Here is a 15,750-nt window from a genome sequence, read left to right as displayed (position 1 = left end):
CGAACCCTCCCGATTCTGATTGAAAACCATCAAAACGGCGCTGTCGAGCCGTTCCGATCCGTCCTAGCGTCGCGGCAATCCGGGCGGCGGCGCGCCGGAGTTTCGGAGGAGGCGGGAGTGGGCATTTCGATCGCGACCGCGCCGTGCTGCTGGGGCGTCGACGACGTCCGCAACCCGAACCTGCCGCCGTGGGAGCGGGTGTTCGACGAGGTCGCGGCCGCCGGTTACGAGGGCCTCGAACTCGGGCCTTACGGCTACGTGCCGCTCGACCTCGACCGCGTCGGCGCGGCCCTGAAGGCGCGCGGCCTCTCGATCGTCGCCGGCACGATTTTCGACGACCTCGCCTCGCCCGGCAATCGCGACAACCTGATGCGGCAGACGGAGGAGATCTGCGCGCTCGTGAGCCGCCTGCCGCGGGTCGCGCCCCATGACGGCCAGCGTTTTCCCACGCCCTACCTGACGGTCATGGACTGGGGCCACGACGAGCGCGACTTCGCCGCCGGCCACTCCGATCGCGCGCCGCGCCTTTCCGACGACCGATGGGCCAGGATGATCGCCACCATCGGGGCGATCGCCGACCTCGCGCGCGAGCGGTTCGGCGTGCGCGCCGTGATCCACCCGCACGCCGGCGGATACATCGAGTTCGCCGACGAGATCGAGCGGCTCGCGCACGACATCCCGAAGGAGACGGCCGGCCTCTGCCTCGACACCGGGCACCTCGTCTACGCCGGCATGGACCCGGTCGAGACGCTCGAAAAATACGCCGGCCGGCTCGACTACATCCACTTCAAGGACATCGACAGGGCGAAGTTCGAGGAGGTCATGGGTCGAAAAATCCGCTTCTTCGCGGCCTGCGCCGAGGGCGTCATGTGCAGAATCGGACGCGGCTGCATCGACTATCCGGCGATCCGCCGGCTTTTGACGCGCATCGGCTACGCGGGCGTCATCACCGTCGAGCAGGAGCGCGACCCGCTGAACGTCGCCGGCAGCCTCGCGGACGTCAAGGCGAGCCGCGACCATCTCGGAAGCTTGGGGTTCTGAAAGGACACGCAGCCATGATCGTGGGCAGGCGACAGACCGAAAAGCCGATCCGCTGGGCGATGGTCGGCGGCGGCGGGACGAGCCAGATCGGCTACGTCCACCGCTCGGCCGCGCTGCGCGACCGGACGTTCGACCTCGTCGCCGGCGCCTTCGACATCGATCCGGAGCGGGGGCGCGCCTTCGGCGTCGAACTGGGCGTCGCGCCGGAGCGCTGCCACGCCGATTATCGCGCGCTGTTCGCGGCCGAAGCCGCGCGTCCCGACGGCGTCCAGGCGGTGTCGATCGCGACGCCCAACAACACCCATTACGCCATCGCCAAAGCCGCGCTCGAATCCGGGCTTCACGTCGTCTGCGAGAAGCCGCTGTGCTTCTCCGTCGCGGAAGCCGAGGAACTGAAGCGGGTCGCGGCGGACAAGCGGAAAATCGTCGGCGTCGCCTACGGCTACGCCGGGCATCAGATGATCGAGCAGGCGCGGGCGATGGTCGCGGCCGGCGAACTCGGCGACATCCGGCTCGTCAACCTCGCGTTCGCGCACGGCTTCCACTCGGCCGCGGTCGAAGAGACCAACCCGGCGACGAAATGGCGGGTCGATCCGACGTTCGCCGGCCCGAGCTATGTGCTGGGCGACCTCGGCACGCACCCGATCTACATCGCCGAAACGATCGCCCCGCACCTGAAGATCAAGCGGCTGCTTTGCGCCCGTCAAAGCTTCGTCAAGAGCCGCGCCCCGCTCGAGGACAATGCGGTTACGCTGATGGAATACGACAACGGCGCCTTCGGCACGGTCTGGTGCAGCGCGGTCAACGCCGGCTCGATGCACGGCCAGAAGGTCCGCATCGTCGGCGCGAAGGCGAGCCTCGAATGGTGGGACGAGCGGCCGAACCAGCTCTCGTTCGAAGTTCAGGACGAGCCGGTCCGCATTCTCGAGCGCGGCATGGGCTATCTCGCCCGGCAGGCGACCGCCGAGGACCGCATCGGCGCCGGGCATCCCGAGGGCCTGTTCGAGGCCTGGGCCAATCTGTACGGCCGTTTCGCCGTCGCCATGGAGGCGACCGACCGGGGCGATCGCGGGCGGCTCGCGAACCTGCGCTATCCGGACATCGACGCCGGCGTCGAGGGCGTGCGCTGGGTGGAAGCCTGCGTGCGCTCGGCCGAGGCCGGCGGCGTCTGGATCGACTATCGCTGACACCGAACGGGGAGATCTCCATGCGCATCGCGCTCGACCCTTACATGCACCGCCACCTGTCGCTCGAGGAGCTGCCGCGCAAGGTCGCCGAACTCGGCTACGAATGGATCGAGCTGTCGCCGCGCGACGATTTCCTCGCCTGGTGGGTGCATCCGCGCGTCTATCCCGAGCGCATGGCGAGCTTCAAGAAGGCCCTCGAGGACCACGGGGTGAAGATCGCCTCGCTGCTGCCGATGTACCGCTGGGCGAGTCCGCACGAGGACGAGCGCCAGACGGCGGTGCGCTACTGGAAAAAGGCGATCGAGATCGCCGTCGAGATGGGCGTCGACACGATGAACAGCGAGTTCGGCCGCGGCCCCTCGCCCGATCGCGGCCACTCGGCCAATTGCTGCGGCGGCCAGTTCACGCACGAGACCAGCGAGGCCGCGTGGTGGCGATCGATGGAGGAACTGGTCCCCGTGTTCGAGAAGGAGGGAATCCAACTCAACATCGAGCCGCACCCCGAGGACTGGTGCGAGACGCTGCACCCGGCGGTCGACATGATCCGCTCGCTCGGCTCGAAGGCCGTCAAGTTCCTCTATTGCGCGCCGCACACCTTCTATTTCGGAAACGACATCCCGCAGATGATGAAGGACGCGGGGGACCTGATCGCCCACGTCCACATCGCCGACACCTACAACCACAAGGCTTCGTCCGGCCTGCGCTACATCTGCAATCCGCCCGGCGCCAAGGTGACGATTCACCAGCACCTGGACATCGGCCAGGGCGAGGTGAACTGGGATCAGTTCTTCTCCTCGCTCGCCGCGACCGGCTTCGACGGCGTCATGACGGCCTGCGTGTTCGCCTGGGAGGAGCGCGCCGACGCGTCGGGCCGGTACATGCGCGAGACCATGCAGGGGTACGTCGACAGGTACTGGACGAAGGCCAGCGCTTGAGAACGTCCCGGCGGCCGCTCGTCCGGCGCTTCGCGCCCCGCCCGCAACCCATAGGCCGCATTGCGCGGCGCATCTCCAGACAAGGACAACACCCATGACCCTCGACATCGGCGTGATCGGCGTCGGAATGATCGGCCGCGAGCACATCGCGCGGCTCGCGAACACGCTCGTCGGGGCGAGGGTCGTCGCGCTCGCCGACGTCGACGCGAGGCAGGCGGAGGCGGTCGCAGCCGGACTTCCCGGCGCAAGTGTCTATCCCGACGGCGAAGCGCTGATCGCCGCTCCCGAGGTGCAGGCGGTGGTCGTCACCTCCTGGGGGCCGACGCACGCGACTTACGTGCTCGCCGCGATCGCGGCCGGAAAGCCGGTGTTCTGCGAGAAGCCGCTCGCCGCCACCGCCGAGGCCTGCCTCAGCATCGTCGAAGCGGAGATCGCGTCCGGAAAACATCTCGTGCAGGTCGGCTTCCAGCGCCGCTACGACAAGGGCTACCGCGCGCTGAAAGCGGCGATCGACGGCGGCGTGATCGGCGCGCCGCTGATGATCCATTGCGCGCACCGCAACCCGGCCGTGCCGGAGGCTTACGTCAGCGACATGGCGATCGTCGACACCTTCATCCACGAGATCGACGTCCTGCGCTGGCTGATCGGCGACGACTACGTCTCGGCGCAGGTGCTGAAGCCGCGCAACACCAGGCACACACACGCAAAACTCGACGATCCGATCATCGTCCTGTTGGCCACCAAAAACGGCGTCCGGATCGACGGCGAGGTGTTCGTCAATTGCCGCTACGGCTACGACATCCGCTGCGAAGTCGTGGGCGAGGAGGGCTGCGCGACGCTGCCCGAGCCCGAGAGCGTCGTCCTGCGCAAGGACGCGAAGCTGTCGACGGCGATCATGCAGGACTGGAAGCTGCGGTTCCTCGAGTCGTACGACGTCGAGCTTCAGGACTGGATCGAGGCGGCGAAATCCGGCAGGGTCGACGGGCCCAACGCCTGGGACGGCTATTTCGCCGCCGTCACCGCCGACGCCTGCCTGAAGGCGATGCACAGCGGCGAGGTCGTCGAGATCGTCACGCCGCCGCGGCCGGCGTTCTACGACTGACCGTCGCGAGACGGGATCGACCGGGCGTGGACCATGATCGATCCGAAAGCGCGCGGCTTTCGGGGCTCGAAGGGAGGAGGGCATGCAGCATTTTCAGACGCCCGATACGAAGGTCCTCGGCCTGCCGTTCAGCGCCGCCGTCAGGGTCGGCGACATGCTCTATCTCTCCGGCGCCCTCGGCAACCGTCCCGGAACCCTGACCTTGGCGGACGGCGGCATGGCCGGGCAGGCGCGCCAGACTATGGAGAACATCGGTGCGACGCTGCGTCACTGCGGCCTCGGCTTCGACGACGTCGTCAAATGCACTGTGATGATGGCCGACATGTCGGAGTGGTCAGAGTTCAACGCCGTCTATGTGACGTATTTCACGCCGGGCCGGTTGCCGGCCCGGTCGGCTTTCGGCTGCAACGGCCTCGCGCTCGGCGCCAGGCTCGAACTCGAGTGCCTCGCGCGCTACCCGTGAGCCGAACCGCGACGCCGGTCGCGGTCGCGCCGAACTCGCGCCCGGCCGCGAGACCGCGTGTGCGCCCTCACGCCCCCGTCGCCGCCTCCGCCGCGGGCGCGGGCCCGGCCGGCGCCGCCTTCGGCTTCTTCTTGCTCTTCCGCCATTCCTCGAAGGCCTGCAACACCGCGAAATAGGACGGCACGAACAGCACGGCGAGGCAGGTCGAGGCGATCATGCCGGAGAACACGCTGATGCCGAGCGAGCGGCGCGCGTTGGCGCCGGCGCCGGTGGCGAGCACCAGCGGCAGCACGCCGAGGATGAAGGCGAACGACGTCATCAGGATCGGGCGGAATCGCACGCGCGAGGCCTCGACCGCCGACTCCCAAATCGACTTGCCATGGACGACGCGATTCTCGCGCGCCACCTCGACGATCAGAATGCCGTTTTTGGCCGAGAGCGCGATCAAGAGCATGAGCCCGATCTGGGTGTAGAGGTTGTTGGCGGCGCCGAGCGCCGTCAGCGCGATCACCGGCCCGAGCAGCGCCAGCGGCACCGCGCCCAGCACCGCCAGCGGCAGGACCCAGCTCTCGTACTGGCCGGCGAGCACGAGATAGACCAGCAGCAGCGACAGGCCGAAGACATAGTAGAGCTGGTTGCCGGTGATCTTCTCCTGATACGACATCGCCGTCCATTCGTAGGCCACGTCGCTCGGCAGGATGCGCTTGGCGATCGCCTCCATCGCCTCCAACGCCTGGCCGGAACTGTAGCCGCGCGCCGCCGCGCCGACGATGGTCGAGGACGGATAGAGATTGTAGTTGGTGATCAGCGGCGGCGCCACGCTCTGGCCGAGGTGGGCGACCGCGCCGATCGGGACCATGTTTCCGTCCTGGCTGCGCACGTAGAGGTTCAGAAGGTCCTCGGGATGCAGGCGGTACTTCGAATCCGCCTGCACGTAGACCTGCAGCGACAGTCCGTATTTGTTGAACTGGTTGACGTAGGTCGAGCCGATGTAGTCGGTGAGGGTCGAGAACACGTCTCCGACGCTGACCCGGAGCGTCTCCGCCCGGTCGCGGTCGACGGTCAGCGTCACCTGCGGCGCGTCGGTGCGGTAGGTGGTCAGGATGTTGGCGAGGGCGGGATCCTTGCCGGCCTCGGCGACCACCTGGTTGGTGAGGTTTCCGAGCTTCTGATAGTCGGTCGAGCCGCCGAGCAGTTCGAGCTGCATCTGGAAGCCGCCCGCGTTGCCGATGCCCTGGATCGCCGGCGGCGGCAGGACGAAGGGCCGTCCGTCGGGCATCGCGGCGACCGCCTTCTGCAGGCGGGTGAAGATCGAGAGCAGATCCTGGTCCTTGGCCTTCAGCCGTTCCGAAAACGGCTTCAGCATCACCCAGGCGACGCCGGCGTTGAACAGGTCGGCGCTGTTGTCGAGGACCGACATCCCCGAATCGGCGATCACCTGGTCGACGCCGGGGATCTCGAGCGCCGCCTTGCTCGCCCACTCGAGCGAGGCGCTGGTTCGTCCGAGCGCGGCGCCTTCGGGCAGTTGCACCGCCAGCATCAGATAGCCCTGATCGTCGATCGGGATGAAGGCGGTCGGAATGCGCGTGAGGCCCCAGAAGCCCAGAGCCGACACGATCAGCGCGATGATCACCATCAGGCCGCTGTGCCTGACCATGCGGCCGATGAAGTTCGCGTAGCCGCGCTCCGTCGGATCGTAGACATGGTTGAAGAGGCGAAACAGCACGAACCGCTGATCGGGCGGGACGGGGGTGCGCAGCCAGAGGGCGCACTGGGTCGGCTTGAGCGTGGCGGCGTTGATGGCGCTGATGAAGGCGGTGACGGCGATGACGAGGGCGAACTGGGCGAACATGTTGCCGGTCAGGCCCGGCACGAAGGCGGCCGGCACGAACACCGCCATCAGCACCAGCGTGATGCCGATGATCGGCCCGAACAGTTCGTCCATCGCCGCGATCGCCGCGTCGTGCCCGGACATGCCGCGCTCGATGTATTTGGTCACGCCCTCGACGATCACGATCGCGTCGTCGACCACGATGCCGATCGCCAGCACGATGCCGAACAGGGTCGACAGGTTGACGGTGAAGCCGAGCGCCGCCATGCCGGCGAAGGCGCCGATGATGGTGACCGGAACCGTCGTCGCCGGCACCAGCGTGGCGCGGAAGTTCTGCAGGAAGACGAGAATGACGATCAGCACGAGGATGCCGGCCTCGTACAGCGTCGTGTACACCTCGTTGATCGAGTCGTTGATGAAGGTGGTCGTGTCGTAGGGAATCGAGTAGCGCAGGCCTTCGGGGAACTGCCGGGCCATGCGGTCCATCGTCGCCTTGATCTCCTTGCCGACCTGCAGCGAGTTCGACTCGGGCGTCTGGTAGATCGCGATGCCGGCGGCGGGTCTGTTGTTGAGGCGGAAGTCCTGCGCGTAGGTCTGGGCGCCGAGCTCGATCCGGCCGACGTCGCTCATCCGGATCAGCCGGCCGCCCGCCGCGGTCTGGTCCTTGACGATGATGCTGGCGAATTCCTGCGGCTCGTCGAGTCGTGATTTCACGTCGATCGTGTACTGGAACTCGGTGTCGCCGGGGGCCGGCGGGGAGCCGACCTGGCCCGCGGCGATGTTCTGGTTCTGCTGGCGGATGGCGTTGATGACGTCCTTCGGCTGCAGGTCGAAGGACTGCAGCTTCTCCGGGTCCAGCCAGATGCGCATGGAATAGGTGCCGGCGCCGAACACCTTGACGCTGCCGACGCCGGGCAGGCGCGCCAGCACGTCGGTCAGGTTGATCGTCGCATAGTTCGCCATGAACAGGCTGTCGTACTTGCCGGTCGGCGAATCGAGCGTGACGATCTGGAGGATCGCGGTGTTCTTCTTCTGCACGCTGACGCCCTGCGACTGCACCGGGTAGGGCAGGGAGGCGAGCGCGAGCTGAACCCGGTTCTGCACCAGCACCTGATCGATGTTGGGATCGGTGCCGATCGCGAAGGTGACGGTCAGGGTGTAGGTGCCGTCGGGCGCGCTGGTCGACTCCATGTAGAGCATCTGGTCGACGCCGTTGACCTGGTTCTCGATCGGCAGCGCGACGGTGTTGACGACGGTCTGGGCGCTCGCGCCGGGATAGCTCGCCGTCACCTGGACGGTCGGCGGCACGACGTTCGGATATTCCGACACCGGCAGCCGGTAGAGCGAGACGGCGCCGACGACGATCAGCACGATCGCCAGAACGTTGGCGAGGACGGGATGCTCGATGAAGTACTTCGAGATCAAGGTCGCGTGTCCTGGCTAAAGATCATGGAACGGCGCCGAGCGTCGTCGGGTTCGGCGTCACCTTCATGCCCGGGTTCACGCGCCAGAGCTCGCCGACCACGATGCGGTCGTCGCGGCCGACGCCGCTCGTCGCCACCTGCAGGGCGCCGACCGTGTCGCCGAGCTCGACGTAGCGCTTCTGCACGATCCCGCTGGCGTCGACGACGAACAGATAGCGCCCGCCCTGGTCCTCCTGCAACGCGATCACGGGAACGAGCAGGGCGCTCTTCACCACCTTGCCCATCGGCAGGCGCATGTTGACGAACATGCCCGGCAGCAGCGTCCGGTCGGGGTTGCGCACGATGCCGCGCACGTAGAGCGTGCCGGTCTGCGGGTCGATCTGCGGCGCGACGTACTGGATCGTTCCCTTGTGCGGGAAGCCGGTCTCGTCGGAAAGGGCGGCCTCGATCGGGATCTTGTGCAGGTCGTCGAGCGACAGGCGGCGCTGATCGAGGTTCTGCCGGATCTGGAGCGCCTGCTGCGAGCTGATGTTGGCCACGACGTAGATCGGGTCGAGCTGCATGATCTCGGCCAGGGCGGGCGGACCGCCGTCGCCGCCGACCATGTTGTTCGGGTCGATCAGGTGGCGGCCCATCTGGCCGTCGAACGGGGCGGTCACCTCGGTATAGCCGAGGTTGAGCTTGGCGAGCGCGATCTGCGCCTGCGCCCCGAGGACATTGGCCTCGGCCGCCTTCTCCTCGTAGACCCAATGGTCGACCTCGACCTGGGCTGCCGCGTGCTTCTGCAAGAGCGCGGTGTAGCGTCCGACCTCGAGATGCGCGTGGTCCCGCGCCGCTGTCGCAGCCAGGAGCTGCGCCTGGGCCTGCTGGAGCTGGTCCTTGTACTGGTCCTGCTGGATGGTGAACAGCGCGTCGCCCTTCCGGACGATCTGGCCGTCCTGGAAGTGGATCTGCTCGAGGTAGCCCGGCACGCGAGCGACCAGCTTGACGGTGTTGACCGAGTCGGCGTTGCCGGTGACGACCAGCGACTCGCTGACCGCCTGGACCTTCGGCAGGACGACGGGGACGCTCGGGGCCGCGGCCTGGGCGGGGGCCGCCTGCGCGGCCGGCGCGGGTGGGGCCGGCTCGGCGGCGGGCGCCGGCGCGCTGGCCGCCGCGGCCGGAGCGCCTGTCGCCGGCGCAGCCGGGGCGTTCGGCGCCGGCTGCGCGGACTTTTGCGCGGGCTTCTTGTGGCCCCAGATGTCGCCCCACAGGCGTTCGAGTTCGCCCTCGGCGTGGGCCGTTCCGGAAAGCCCGGCGCCCGCGAGGGCCGCGAGCAGCGCGGCGGAGACGAGGCCCGCCTTTCGGCGCGGGGTCATGGAGGTCTTCACGTCGGTCACCATTGCGGAGGCCGCACGGTCGGCCCGACATCGGACGGACCGGGAAGGCCGGGCGCCTGCGGCTGAGGTTCGCCGGCCGGCGGGAGGATGTCGCCGTAGTTGGTGCGGGCGCGCATCTCGGCCCGGTTGGCGTCGTTCACGAACTCGGCGCCCTCGCGGATCTGCCAGCCGCCGCCAAGCGCGCGGTAGGCGGTGGTGAGGCTCGCCGACACGCCGCCCTCGGCCGCGGCGAGGTTGTTCTGCGCCTGATAGAGGTTCTGCTCGGCGGTCAGCACGGTGGTGAAGTCGCGCGAGCCGAGCTGGTACTGGGCGATGGCGACGGTGAGGGCGCTGCTCGCCGCGTCGGCGCTCACCTTGAGATAGACGACCTGCTGGCGGCCCTGGACGAAGCCCGCGAGCCCGTTCTCGACCTCGCGCTGCGCCTTCAGGACGACGTTCTTGTAGTCGTTCAGCAGCGCCTGCAACTCGGCGTCCTCGGCCCGCACCTGGTTGGTGATCTGGCCATAGTTGAGCACCGGCCAGCTGAACGACGGGCCGAAGGCGAAGGTGAGGCTCGGCGATGTGAACAGCTGGTTGATCTTGTTGCCGTTGGTCGTCGAGACCAGCGTGCCGAGCGCGCCGCCGAGCGAGAACGCCGGATAGAGGTCGGCCGCGGCGATCCCGACCTTGGCGCTCTGCGCCTCCGCCTTGAGTTCGGCCGCGCGCACGTCCGGCCTGCGGCGCAGGAGGTCGGCGGGAACGCCGACCGCGACGGCGCGCGGCGGGGCGGGGATGCCGCGCGAACCCCGCAAGAGCCCGCCGACCGAGGCCGGCGGCACGCCGACGAGCACCGCGAGCGCGTTCTCGGTCTGCTGCAACTGCGCGGTCAGTTGCGGGATCGCGGCCTCCGTCTGCCCGAGCACGTTCTGCGCCTGGAAGACGTCGAGCTCCGACGTCGCGCCGCCCTTGAAGCGGGCGTCGGCGATCGCCAGCGCCGACTTCTGCTTGACCACGTTCTCGCGCGCGACCGCGATCTGCGTCTCGAGCGTGCGAATCTGGACGTAGTCGCTGGCGACGTCGCCGATCAGCGTGACGAGCACGTCGTCGTAGGTCGCGATCGAGGCGAGATAGGCGGAGTCGGCCTGTTCGACGCCGTGGCGGAACTTCCCCCACAGGTCGAGTTCCCAGCCGACCTGGCCGCCGAGGTTCACCCGCCAGAACTCCTTGGAGGTGATGGCGTCGTTCGGATTGGAGGTCGCGTCGGTCCGGCTCGGCTGGAGATAGGTCGCGGTCCCGTTCAACTGCTGGGTTTGCGGGTAGACCTCGCCGATCGCCTGGCCGAGCGCAGCGCGCGCCTCGATCACCCGCGCGCCCGCCGCCATCAGCGTCAGGTTCTCGGCGTAGGCCATGTCGACGAGGCGGCTGAGCACGGGATCGCGGAACGCCGCCCACCAGCGCTCGTAATCTTCCCGGCTGGTGACGACGGCGGGAAACCCCGCGTCCTTCCAGCGGCTCTCGACCGACGCCTGCGGCGTGACGAAGGTCGGCCCGACCGAGCAGGCGGCGAGGGGCAGCGCCAGCGCCAGGGCGGCCAGTCCGGCCGAGGGGCGGCGCGCGGCCCAATGCCTTCGCCACGCCATGTCAGGCGGCCGTCCGCAGCGCCGTGGTCCGTCCGACCGGCGCGGCGCGGCGCGATTCTTCCGCTTGCGCGAACGGCGCCTCGACGTCTTCTCCTGACATTGCGCGCCCCCGAACACCGGTGAAGAAACCGTTAATGCACGAGACGACCCATAAGGAGAGCGGCGCTTCGGAGCAAGTGGGTTTAACCGGCGGCGAAAACGCGGCGCCTCCATGTCGTTTCGGGGGAGACGCGCCGCGGCCGTCGCGTGCGCGAGCGTCTGGCGTCGTCCGCGCGCGCCGCCGCGCGGGAGAACGGGCTATGCCGGAGCGTCACAAAAATGCAACAAACGGGCGCCGCGATCACCGGCGCCGAGGCGATTCGAAACGTTGCCGCGGCGCGATCGGCAGGCGTCGAGGCTGAATCGGCCAGGGAGCGAGGGTTCGACATTGTTTTCGATTCGTTTCTTCGCCGGCCTCCTTCCCCTTGGGCGGCGCGCGGCCCTGAAAGACGCGCTCGCGGGGGTGACGCTCGCCTCGATGAACATCCCGCAGGTGCTCGGCTACACCCGGATCGCCGGCACGCCCGTAGTCACCGGGCTCTATACCGTGCTGCTGCCGCTGGTCGGCTTCGCGCTGTTCGGCTCGTCGCGCCATCTGGTGGTGGCGGCCGATTCGGCGACGGCGGCGATCTTCTCGGACGCCCTGTCGCGCATGGCGCCGATCGCGAGCCCGAAATACATGGCGCTGGTCGGCATGCTGACGCTGCTGACCGCCGGCCTGCTGCTGCTCGCGCGCGTTTTCAAGCTCGGCTTCCTCGCCGACTTCCTCGCCCGCACTGCGCTCGTCGGCTTCCTCACCGGCGTCGGCGTCCAGGTCGGGATCGCGATGCTCGGGGGGATGCTCGGCGTCGACGTCCGCTCCCACAGCACGCTCGGCCAGGTCTGGGAGGTCGCGAAGCAGGCGCCCGACGTCCACCAGCTCACGCTGGAGATCTCGGTCGGCGTGATCGCGGCCATCCTGATCGGAAAACGGCTCGTTCCCAAATTTCCGGTCCCGCTGGTGGTGGTCCTCGGCATGATCGCGGCGAGCTGGTGGTTCGATCTCGCCGGCATGGGCGTCGCCGTCATCGGCGACGTTCCCGGCGGCCTGCCCGCCCTGCGCTGGCCGGACGTGAGCTTCCGCGAGACCGTCGATCTCCTGCCGGTGGCGGCGTCGTGCTTCGTCATGATCATCGCCCAGAGCGCGGCGACCTCGCGCGTCTATGCAATCCGGCATCGCGAGCGGGTCGACGAGAACGCCGACATCCTGGGCATCGCGGTCGCCAACGCGGGCGCCGCGTTGACCGGCGCCTTCGTCGTCAACGGCAGCCCGACGCAGACCGCGATGGCCGACGACGCCGGCGCGCAGAGCCAATTCGCCCAGCTCGTGTTCGCCGCGATCGTCGCGCTGGTGCTGATCGCCCTGACCGGGCCGCTGCGCTATCTGCCGCGCTGCGTGCTGTCCGGCGTCGTGTTCACGATCGCGGTCGGCATGATCGACGTGAAGGGGCTGAGGGAGATCGCGGGCGAAAGCCGGGGCGAATTCCTGCTCGCCCTCGCGACGGCGGCCGCCGTGCCGGGCGTCGGCGTCGAGCAGGGAATCCTGCTCGCGATCGGGCTCTCGCTCATCCGCCACGTCCGCCACAGCTACCGTCCGCACACGATGGTGCTTTTCCCCGATCCGGAGGGCGGCTGGCTGACCAAGCCGGCGAATCCGGGCGAGCAGACCCGGCCCGGCCTCATCCTCTACCGCTTCGGCGCCGATCTGTTCTACGCCAACGCCGACCGCTTCGCCGACGAGACCCGGGCGCTGATCGAGTCCGCCCCCGACCCGGTGCGCTGGTTCGTGGTCGACGCGGGGGCGATCACCGACATCGATTACTCGGCGGCGCGAACGTTGCGCGATCTCTTCAGCGAACTCGGAGCGAGGAAGGTGAACGTGGCGTTCGGGCGGGTCGAGCCGGGGCTGCGCTCGGATCTGGAACGTCATGGCGTGGCTGAAATCCTCGGCGCGGGGCGCATCCAGGCCTCGCTGCACGCCGCCCTGGCGATCGCCGGCCAGAGTCGGGCGCCCGGGTCCGGCTGAACGGGGCGCCGCAATCTGTCGCGTTGTCCCGTCTCGCATTTTGTTCGAATGTCGGCGATAGAGGAGCCTCGACCCGGGAAGCCTGCCGCGCGCGTTCGTCCCGAGGGGCTGCGCGACGTCGTCGGCCTCCGGCCCGTCGCGACCTCGGCGGGCGTGAATCGACGCCAGGATGACCTCGCGCCCGCCGTCGAGCGCTGGTTCCGACGGGACCGCAAAGACGCCTCGGGAATTCCGAGCCAGGGAGATTGCTGTGGACTATGAACTCAACACACCTGCGGTGAACGCGCAGGCCGTGAACGCGCCGGCCGGAGTGGGCAACCCGCGCCTCCTGGCCTGGGTCAACCAGATGCGCCATCTGTGCAAGCCCCAGCACGTCCATTGGGTCGACGGCACGGTCGAGGAAAACGACAGGCTGTGCAAGCAGATGGTCGAGGCGGGGACCTTCATCCGCCTCAACCCGGAGAAGCGCCCGAACTCGTTCCTCGCCCGCTCCCACCCCTCGGACGTCGCCCGCGTCGAGGAGCGAACCTACATCTGCTCGACCAACAAGGTCGACGCCGGACCGACCAACAACTGGGCGCCGCCGGCGGAGATGCGGGGCACGCTGCTCGGCCTGTTCAACGGCTGCATGCGCGGCCGGACGATGTACGTGATTCCCTTCAGCATGGGGCCGCTCGGCTCGCCGATCGCCAAGATCGGGGTGCAGATCACCGACAGTCCGTACGTCGTCACCAACATGCGGATCATGACGCGCATGGGGCGCGCCGTCATCGACGTGCTCGGCGACGGCGAATTCATCCCGTGCATGCACTCGGTCGGCGCGCCGCTCGCGCCGGGGCAGGCGGATGTGGCCTGGCCGTGCGAGGCGGACATCGCCAAGAAGTACATCGTGCATTTCCCGGAGACCTACGAGATTTGGTCCTACGGCTCCGGCTACGGCGGCAACGCCCTGCTCGGCAAGAAGTGCCTCGCCCTGCGCATCGCCTCGGTCATGGCGCGCGACGAAGGCTGGCTCGCCGAACACATGCTGATCATGGGCATCCATTCGCCCACCGGCGAGCGCACCTATCTCGGCGCCGCCTTCCCGAGCGCCTGCGGCAAGACCAATCTCGCCATGCTGGTGCCGCCGAAGGAGCTCGACGGCTGGAAGGTGACGACGGTCGGCGACGACATCGCCTGGATCAAGAAGGACGATCACGGGACCCTGCGCGCGATCAACCCGGAGGCCGGGTTCTTCGGCGTGGCGCCGGGAACGAACGACGAGTCCAATCCCAACGCGATGGCGAGCTGCAAGGCGAACACCATCTTCACCAACACCGCGCTGACCGACGACGGCGACGTGTGGTGGGAGGGGATGACGGCGACGCCGCCCGCCCATCTGATCGACTGGACCGGCAAGGACTGGACGCCGGGTTGCGGCCGCCCCGCCGCGCACCCGAACTCCCGGTTCACGGCGCCGGCGTCGCAGTGCCCGTCGATCGATCCGGAATGGGAGAATCCCGCCGGCGTGCCGATCAGCGCCTTCCTGTTCGGCGGCCGGATGCGCAAGAACATGCCGCTCGTCTTCCAGGCGTTCAACTGGTCGCACGGCGTGTACCTCGCCGCCACCATGGGGTCCGAGGCGACCGCGGCGGCGATCGGCGTCACCGCGACCCGGCGCGACCCGATGGCGATGTTGCCGTTCTGCGGCTACAACATGGCCGACTACTTCAACCATTGGCTCGACGTGGGACGCCAGGTCGCCAACCCGCCACGGATCTTCCGCGTCAACTGGTTCCGCCGGGACGACGACGGCAAGTTCCTGTGGCCGGGCTTCGGCCAGAACATGCGGGTGCTGAAGTGGGTGGTCGATCGCGTCCGCGGCCGCGGCTACGCCGTGGAAAGCCCGATCGGCTGGATGCCGCGATACGAGGACATCGACTGGCGCGGTCTCGATTACAGCCAAGACACGTTCCACGAGCTGATGGCGGTCGTGCGCGACGAGGGCGCCGAGGAGGCGCATCTCCACGAGGGGTTGTTCGATCGCTTCTTCGACCGGATTCCCAAGGAGTTCATCTACGAGCGCGAACTGCTCCGGTCGCGCCTGTGGCGCTCGCCGGCGCGCTGGGAACTCGCGCGCGAAGCTTGAGCGCGCGTTCGGCATGGGCCTCCCCCGGTTTTACGGGGGAGGCGTGTTTTCCGATCGAAGGTCTGGGCGTCCGGTGAAGAGACGACAGGCTCCTGCGTCGTAAATTTTTTTTCATCCTTCCGCTTCCTCCCGCGCACGGCAGCCGCGGTTCCGGACGAGGAATCTGACGCCAATCGGCACTTTTTCGCGGCTTATGACGTCTCGCAACAGGTCACGCGCCGCGGCTCTGTGTTAGCCTCTGCGCCGAGGCCGGAGGCGTTTTTTGCTTTGTCAGGACAAGTCGGGATATCGTTTCGGTCGCCTATGCCGTGGACCTGAAAGCCGATGCCGCACAGCACACGTCGCAGTTCACACGCGCGTAATGCAAAAGCTGCATCACCATAATCCGTAACCCTAGCGAGTTCCTTATGTACACGCCCAATGAGATCAGTCTTCTGCGCGATTCGGATCCGGGCGTCCTGCTTCCCGGCATCGACACGGTGACGGGAAACCAGACGCCGCTGGCGTCGCTCAGCGGGTTCGCGTCGTTGCCGGGCT

General features: G+C 68.2%; 10 protein-coding genes. 7 read left to right on the top strand and 3 right to left on the bottom strand.

The features are described from left to right. The first annotated feature begins 117 nt into the window (after positions 1-117). The 5 genes from DFR50_RS23665 to DFR50_RS23645 all read left to right on the top strand — a co-directional run bounded on the left by DFR50_RS23665 (position 118) and on the right by DFR50_RS23645 (position 4,728). Positions 118-1,041: a TIM barrel protein gene (locus DFR50_RS23665; RefSeq protein ID WP_113891742.1), complete on the top strand. Its 924-nt coding sequence runs from the start codon at positions 118-120 to the stop codon at positions 1,039-1,041. 14 nt (positions 1,042-1,055) lie between these two features. Then, a complete protein-coding gene (locus tag DFR50_RS23660) occupies positions 1,056-2,228 on the top strand; it encodes a Gfo/Idh/MocA family protein (RefSeq protein WP_113891741.1) in 1,173 nt (390 codons plus the stop codon). A gap of 20 nt (positions 2,229-2,248) precedes the next feature. Beyond that, complete coding sequence (locus DFR50_RS23655; protein ID WP_113891740.1) at positions 2,249-3,163, top strand: sugar phosphate isomerase/epimerase family protein; 915 nt, start codon at positions 2,249-2,251, stop codon at positions 3,161-3,163. A 94-nt stretch (positions 3,164-3,257) separates the two neighbouring features. Next, complete coding sequence (locus tag DFR50_RS23650; RefSeq protein WP_113891739.1) at positions 3,258-4,265, top strand: Gfo/Idh/MocA family oxidoreductase; 1,008 nt, start codon at positions 3,258-3,260, stop codon at positions 4,263-4,265. Positions 4,266-4,347: 82 nt separating this feature from the next. Next, the gene (locus DFR50_RS23645) at positions 4,348-4,728 is read left to right on the top strand and encodes a RidA family protein (RefSeq protein ID WP_113891738.1); all 381 of its coding nucleotides are present in this window, start codon (positions 4,348-4,350) and stop codon (positions 4,726-4,728) included. 67 nt (positions 4,729-4,795) lie between these two features. On the opposite strand, the gene DFR50_RS23640 is transcribed toward DFR50_RS23645, so the two are convergent. From DFR50_RS23640 to DFR50_RS23630, 3 genes are read right to left on the bottom strand one after another with little or no spacing between them, the layout of a single operon-like run. Continuing rightward, complete coding sequence (locus DFR50_RS23640; protein ID WP_113891737.1) at positions 4,796-7,984, bottom strand: efflux RND transporter permease subunit; 3,189 nt, start codon at positions 7,982-7,984, stop codon at positions 4,796-4,798. Positions 7,985-8,006: 22 nt separating this feature from the next. Further along, complete coding sequence (locus DFR50_RS23635) at positions 8,007-9,341, bottom strand: efflux RND transporter periplasmic adaptor subunit (RefSeq protein WP_147262881.1); 1,335 nt, start codon at positions 9,339-9,341, stop codon at positions 8,007-8,009. A 17-nt stretch (positions 9,342-9,358) separates the two neighbouring features. Then, on the bottom strand, positions 9,359-10,981 hold the full coding sequence (locus DFR50_RS23630; RefSeq protein WP_170153363.1) for an efflux transporter outer membrane subunit: 1,623 nt from the start codon (positions 10,979-10,981) through the stop codon (positions 9,359-9,361). A gap of 427 nt (positions 10,982-11,408) precedes the next feature. Here DFR50_RS23630 and DFR50_RS23625 point away from each other — a divergent pair, with 427 nt between their 5' ends. Together DFR50_RS23625 and DFR50_RS23620 are read left to right on the top strand one after the other, a co-directional pair. Then, positions 11,409-13,085, top strand: a complete 1,677-nt coding sequence (locus DFR50_RS23625; protein ID WP_245428095.1) for a SulP family inorganic anion transporter — start codon at positions 11,409-11,411, stop codon at positions 13,083-13,085. A 250-nt stretch (positions 13,086-13,335) separates the two neighbouring features. Beyond that, entirely contained in the window at positions 13,336-15,213 is a 1,878-nt protein-coding gene (locus DFR50_RS23620) for a phosphoenolpyruvate carboxykinase (GTP) (RefSeq protein ID WP_210209019.1), read from the top strand. The last annotated feature ends 537 nt before the right edge of the window (positions 15,214-15,750 follow it).

It is taken from the genome of Roseiarcus fermentans, assembly GCF_003315135.1.
Taxonomy (GTDB): domain Bacteria; phylum Pseudomonadota; class Alphaproteobacteria; order Rhizobiales; family Beijerinckiaceae; genus Roseiarcus; species Roseiarcus fermentans.
Note: the sequence above shows the minus strand (reverse complement) of the source record. Positions and strands in the feature narration are given on the sequence as shown.

Excerpts from the sequence above, each read along its gene's own strand:
- DFR50_RS23660 (WP_113891741.1), top strand. The coding sequence starts at position 1,056 with ATGATCGTGGGCAGGCGACAGACCGAAAAGCCGATCCGCTGGGCGATG.
- DFR50_RS23655 (WP_113891740.1), top strand. The coding sequence starts at position 2,249 with ATGCGCATCGCGCTCGACCCTTACATGCACCGCCACCTGTCGCTCGAG.
- DFR50_RS23650 (WP_113891739.1), top strand. The coding sequence starts at position 3,258 with ATGACCCTCGACATCGGCGTGATCGGCGTCGGAATGATCGGCCGCGAG.
- DFR50_RS23645 (WP_113891738.1), top strand. The coding sequence starts at position 4,348 with ATGCAGCATTTTCAGACGCCCGATACGAAGGTCCTCGGCCTGCCGTTC.
- DFR50_RS23635 (WP_147262881.1), bottom strand. The coding sequence starts at position 9,341 with ATGACCCCGCGCCGAAAGGCGGGCCTCGTCTCCGCCGCGCTGCTCGCG.
- DFR50_RS23630 (WP_170153363.1), bottom strand. The coding sequence starts at position 10,981 with ATGGCGTGGCGAAGGCATTGGGCCGCGCGCCGCCCCTCGGCCGGACTG.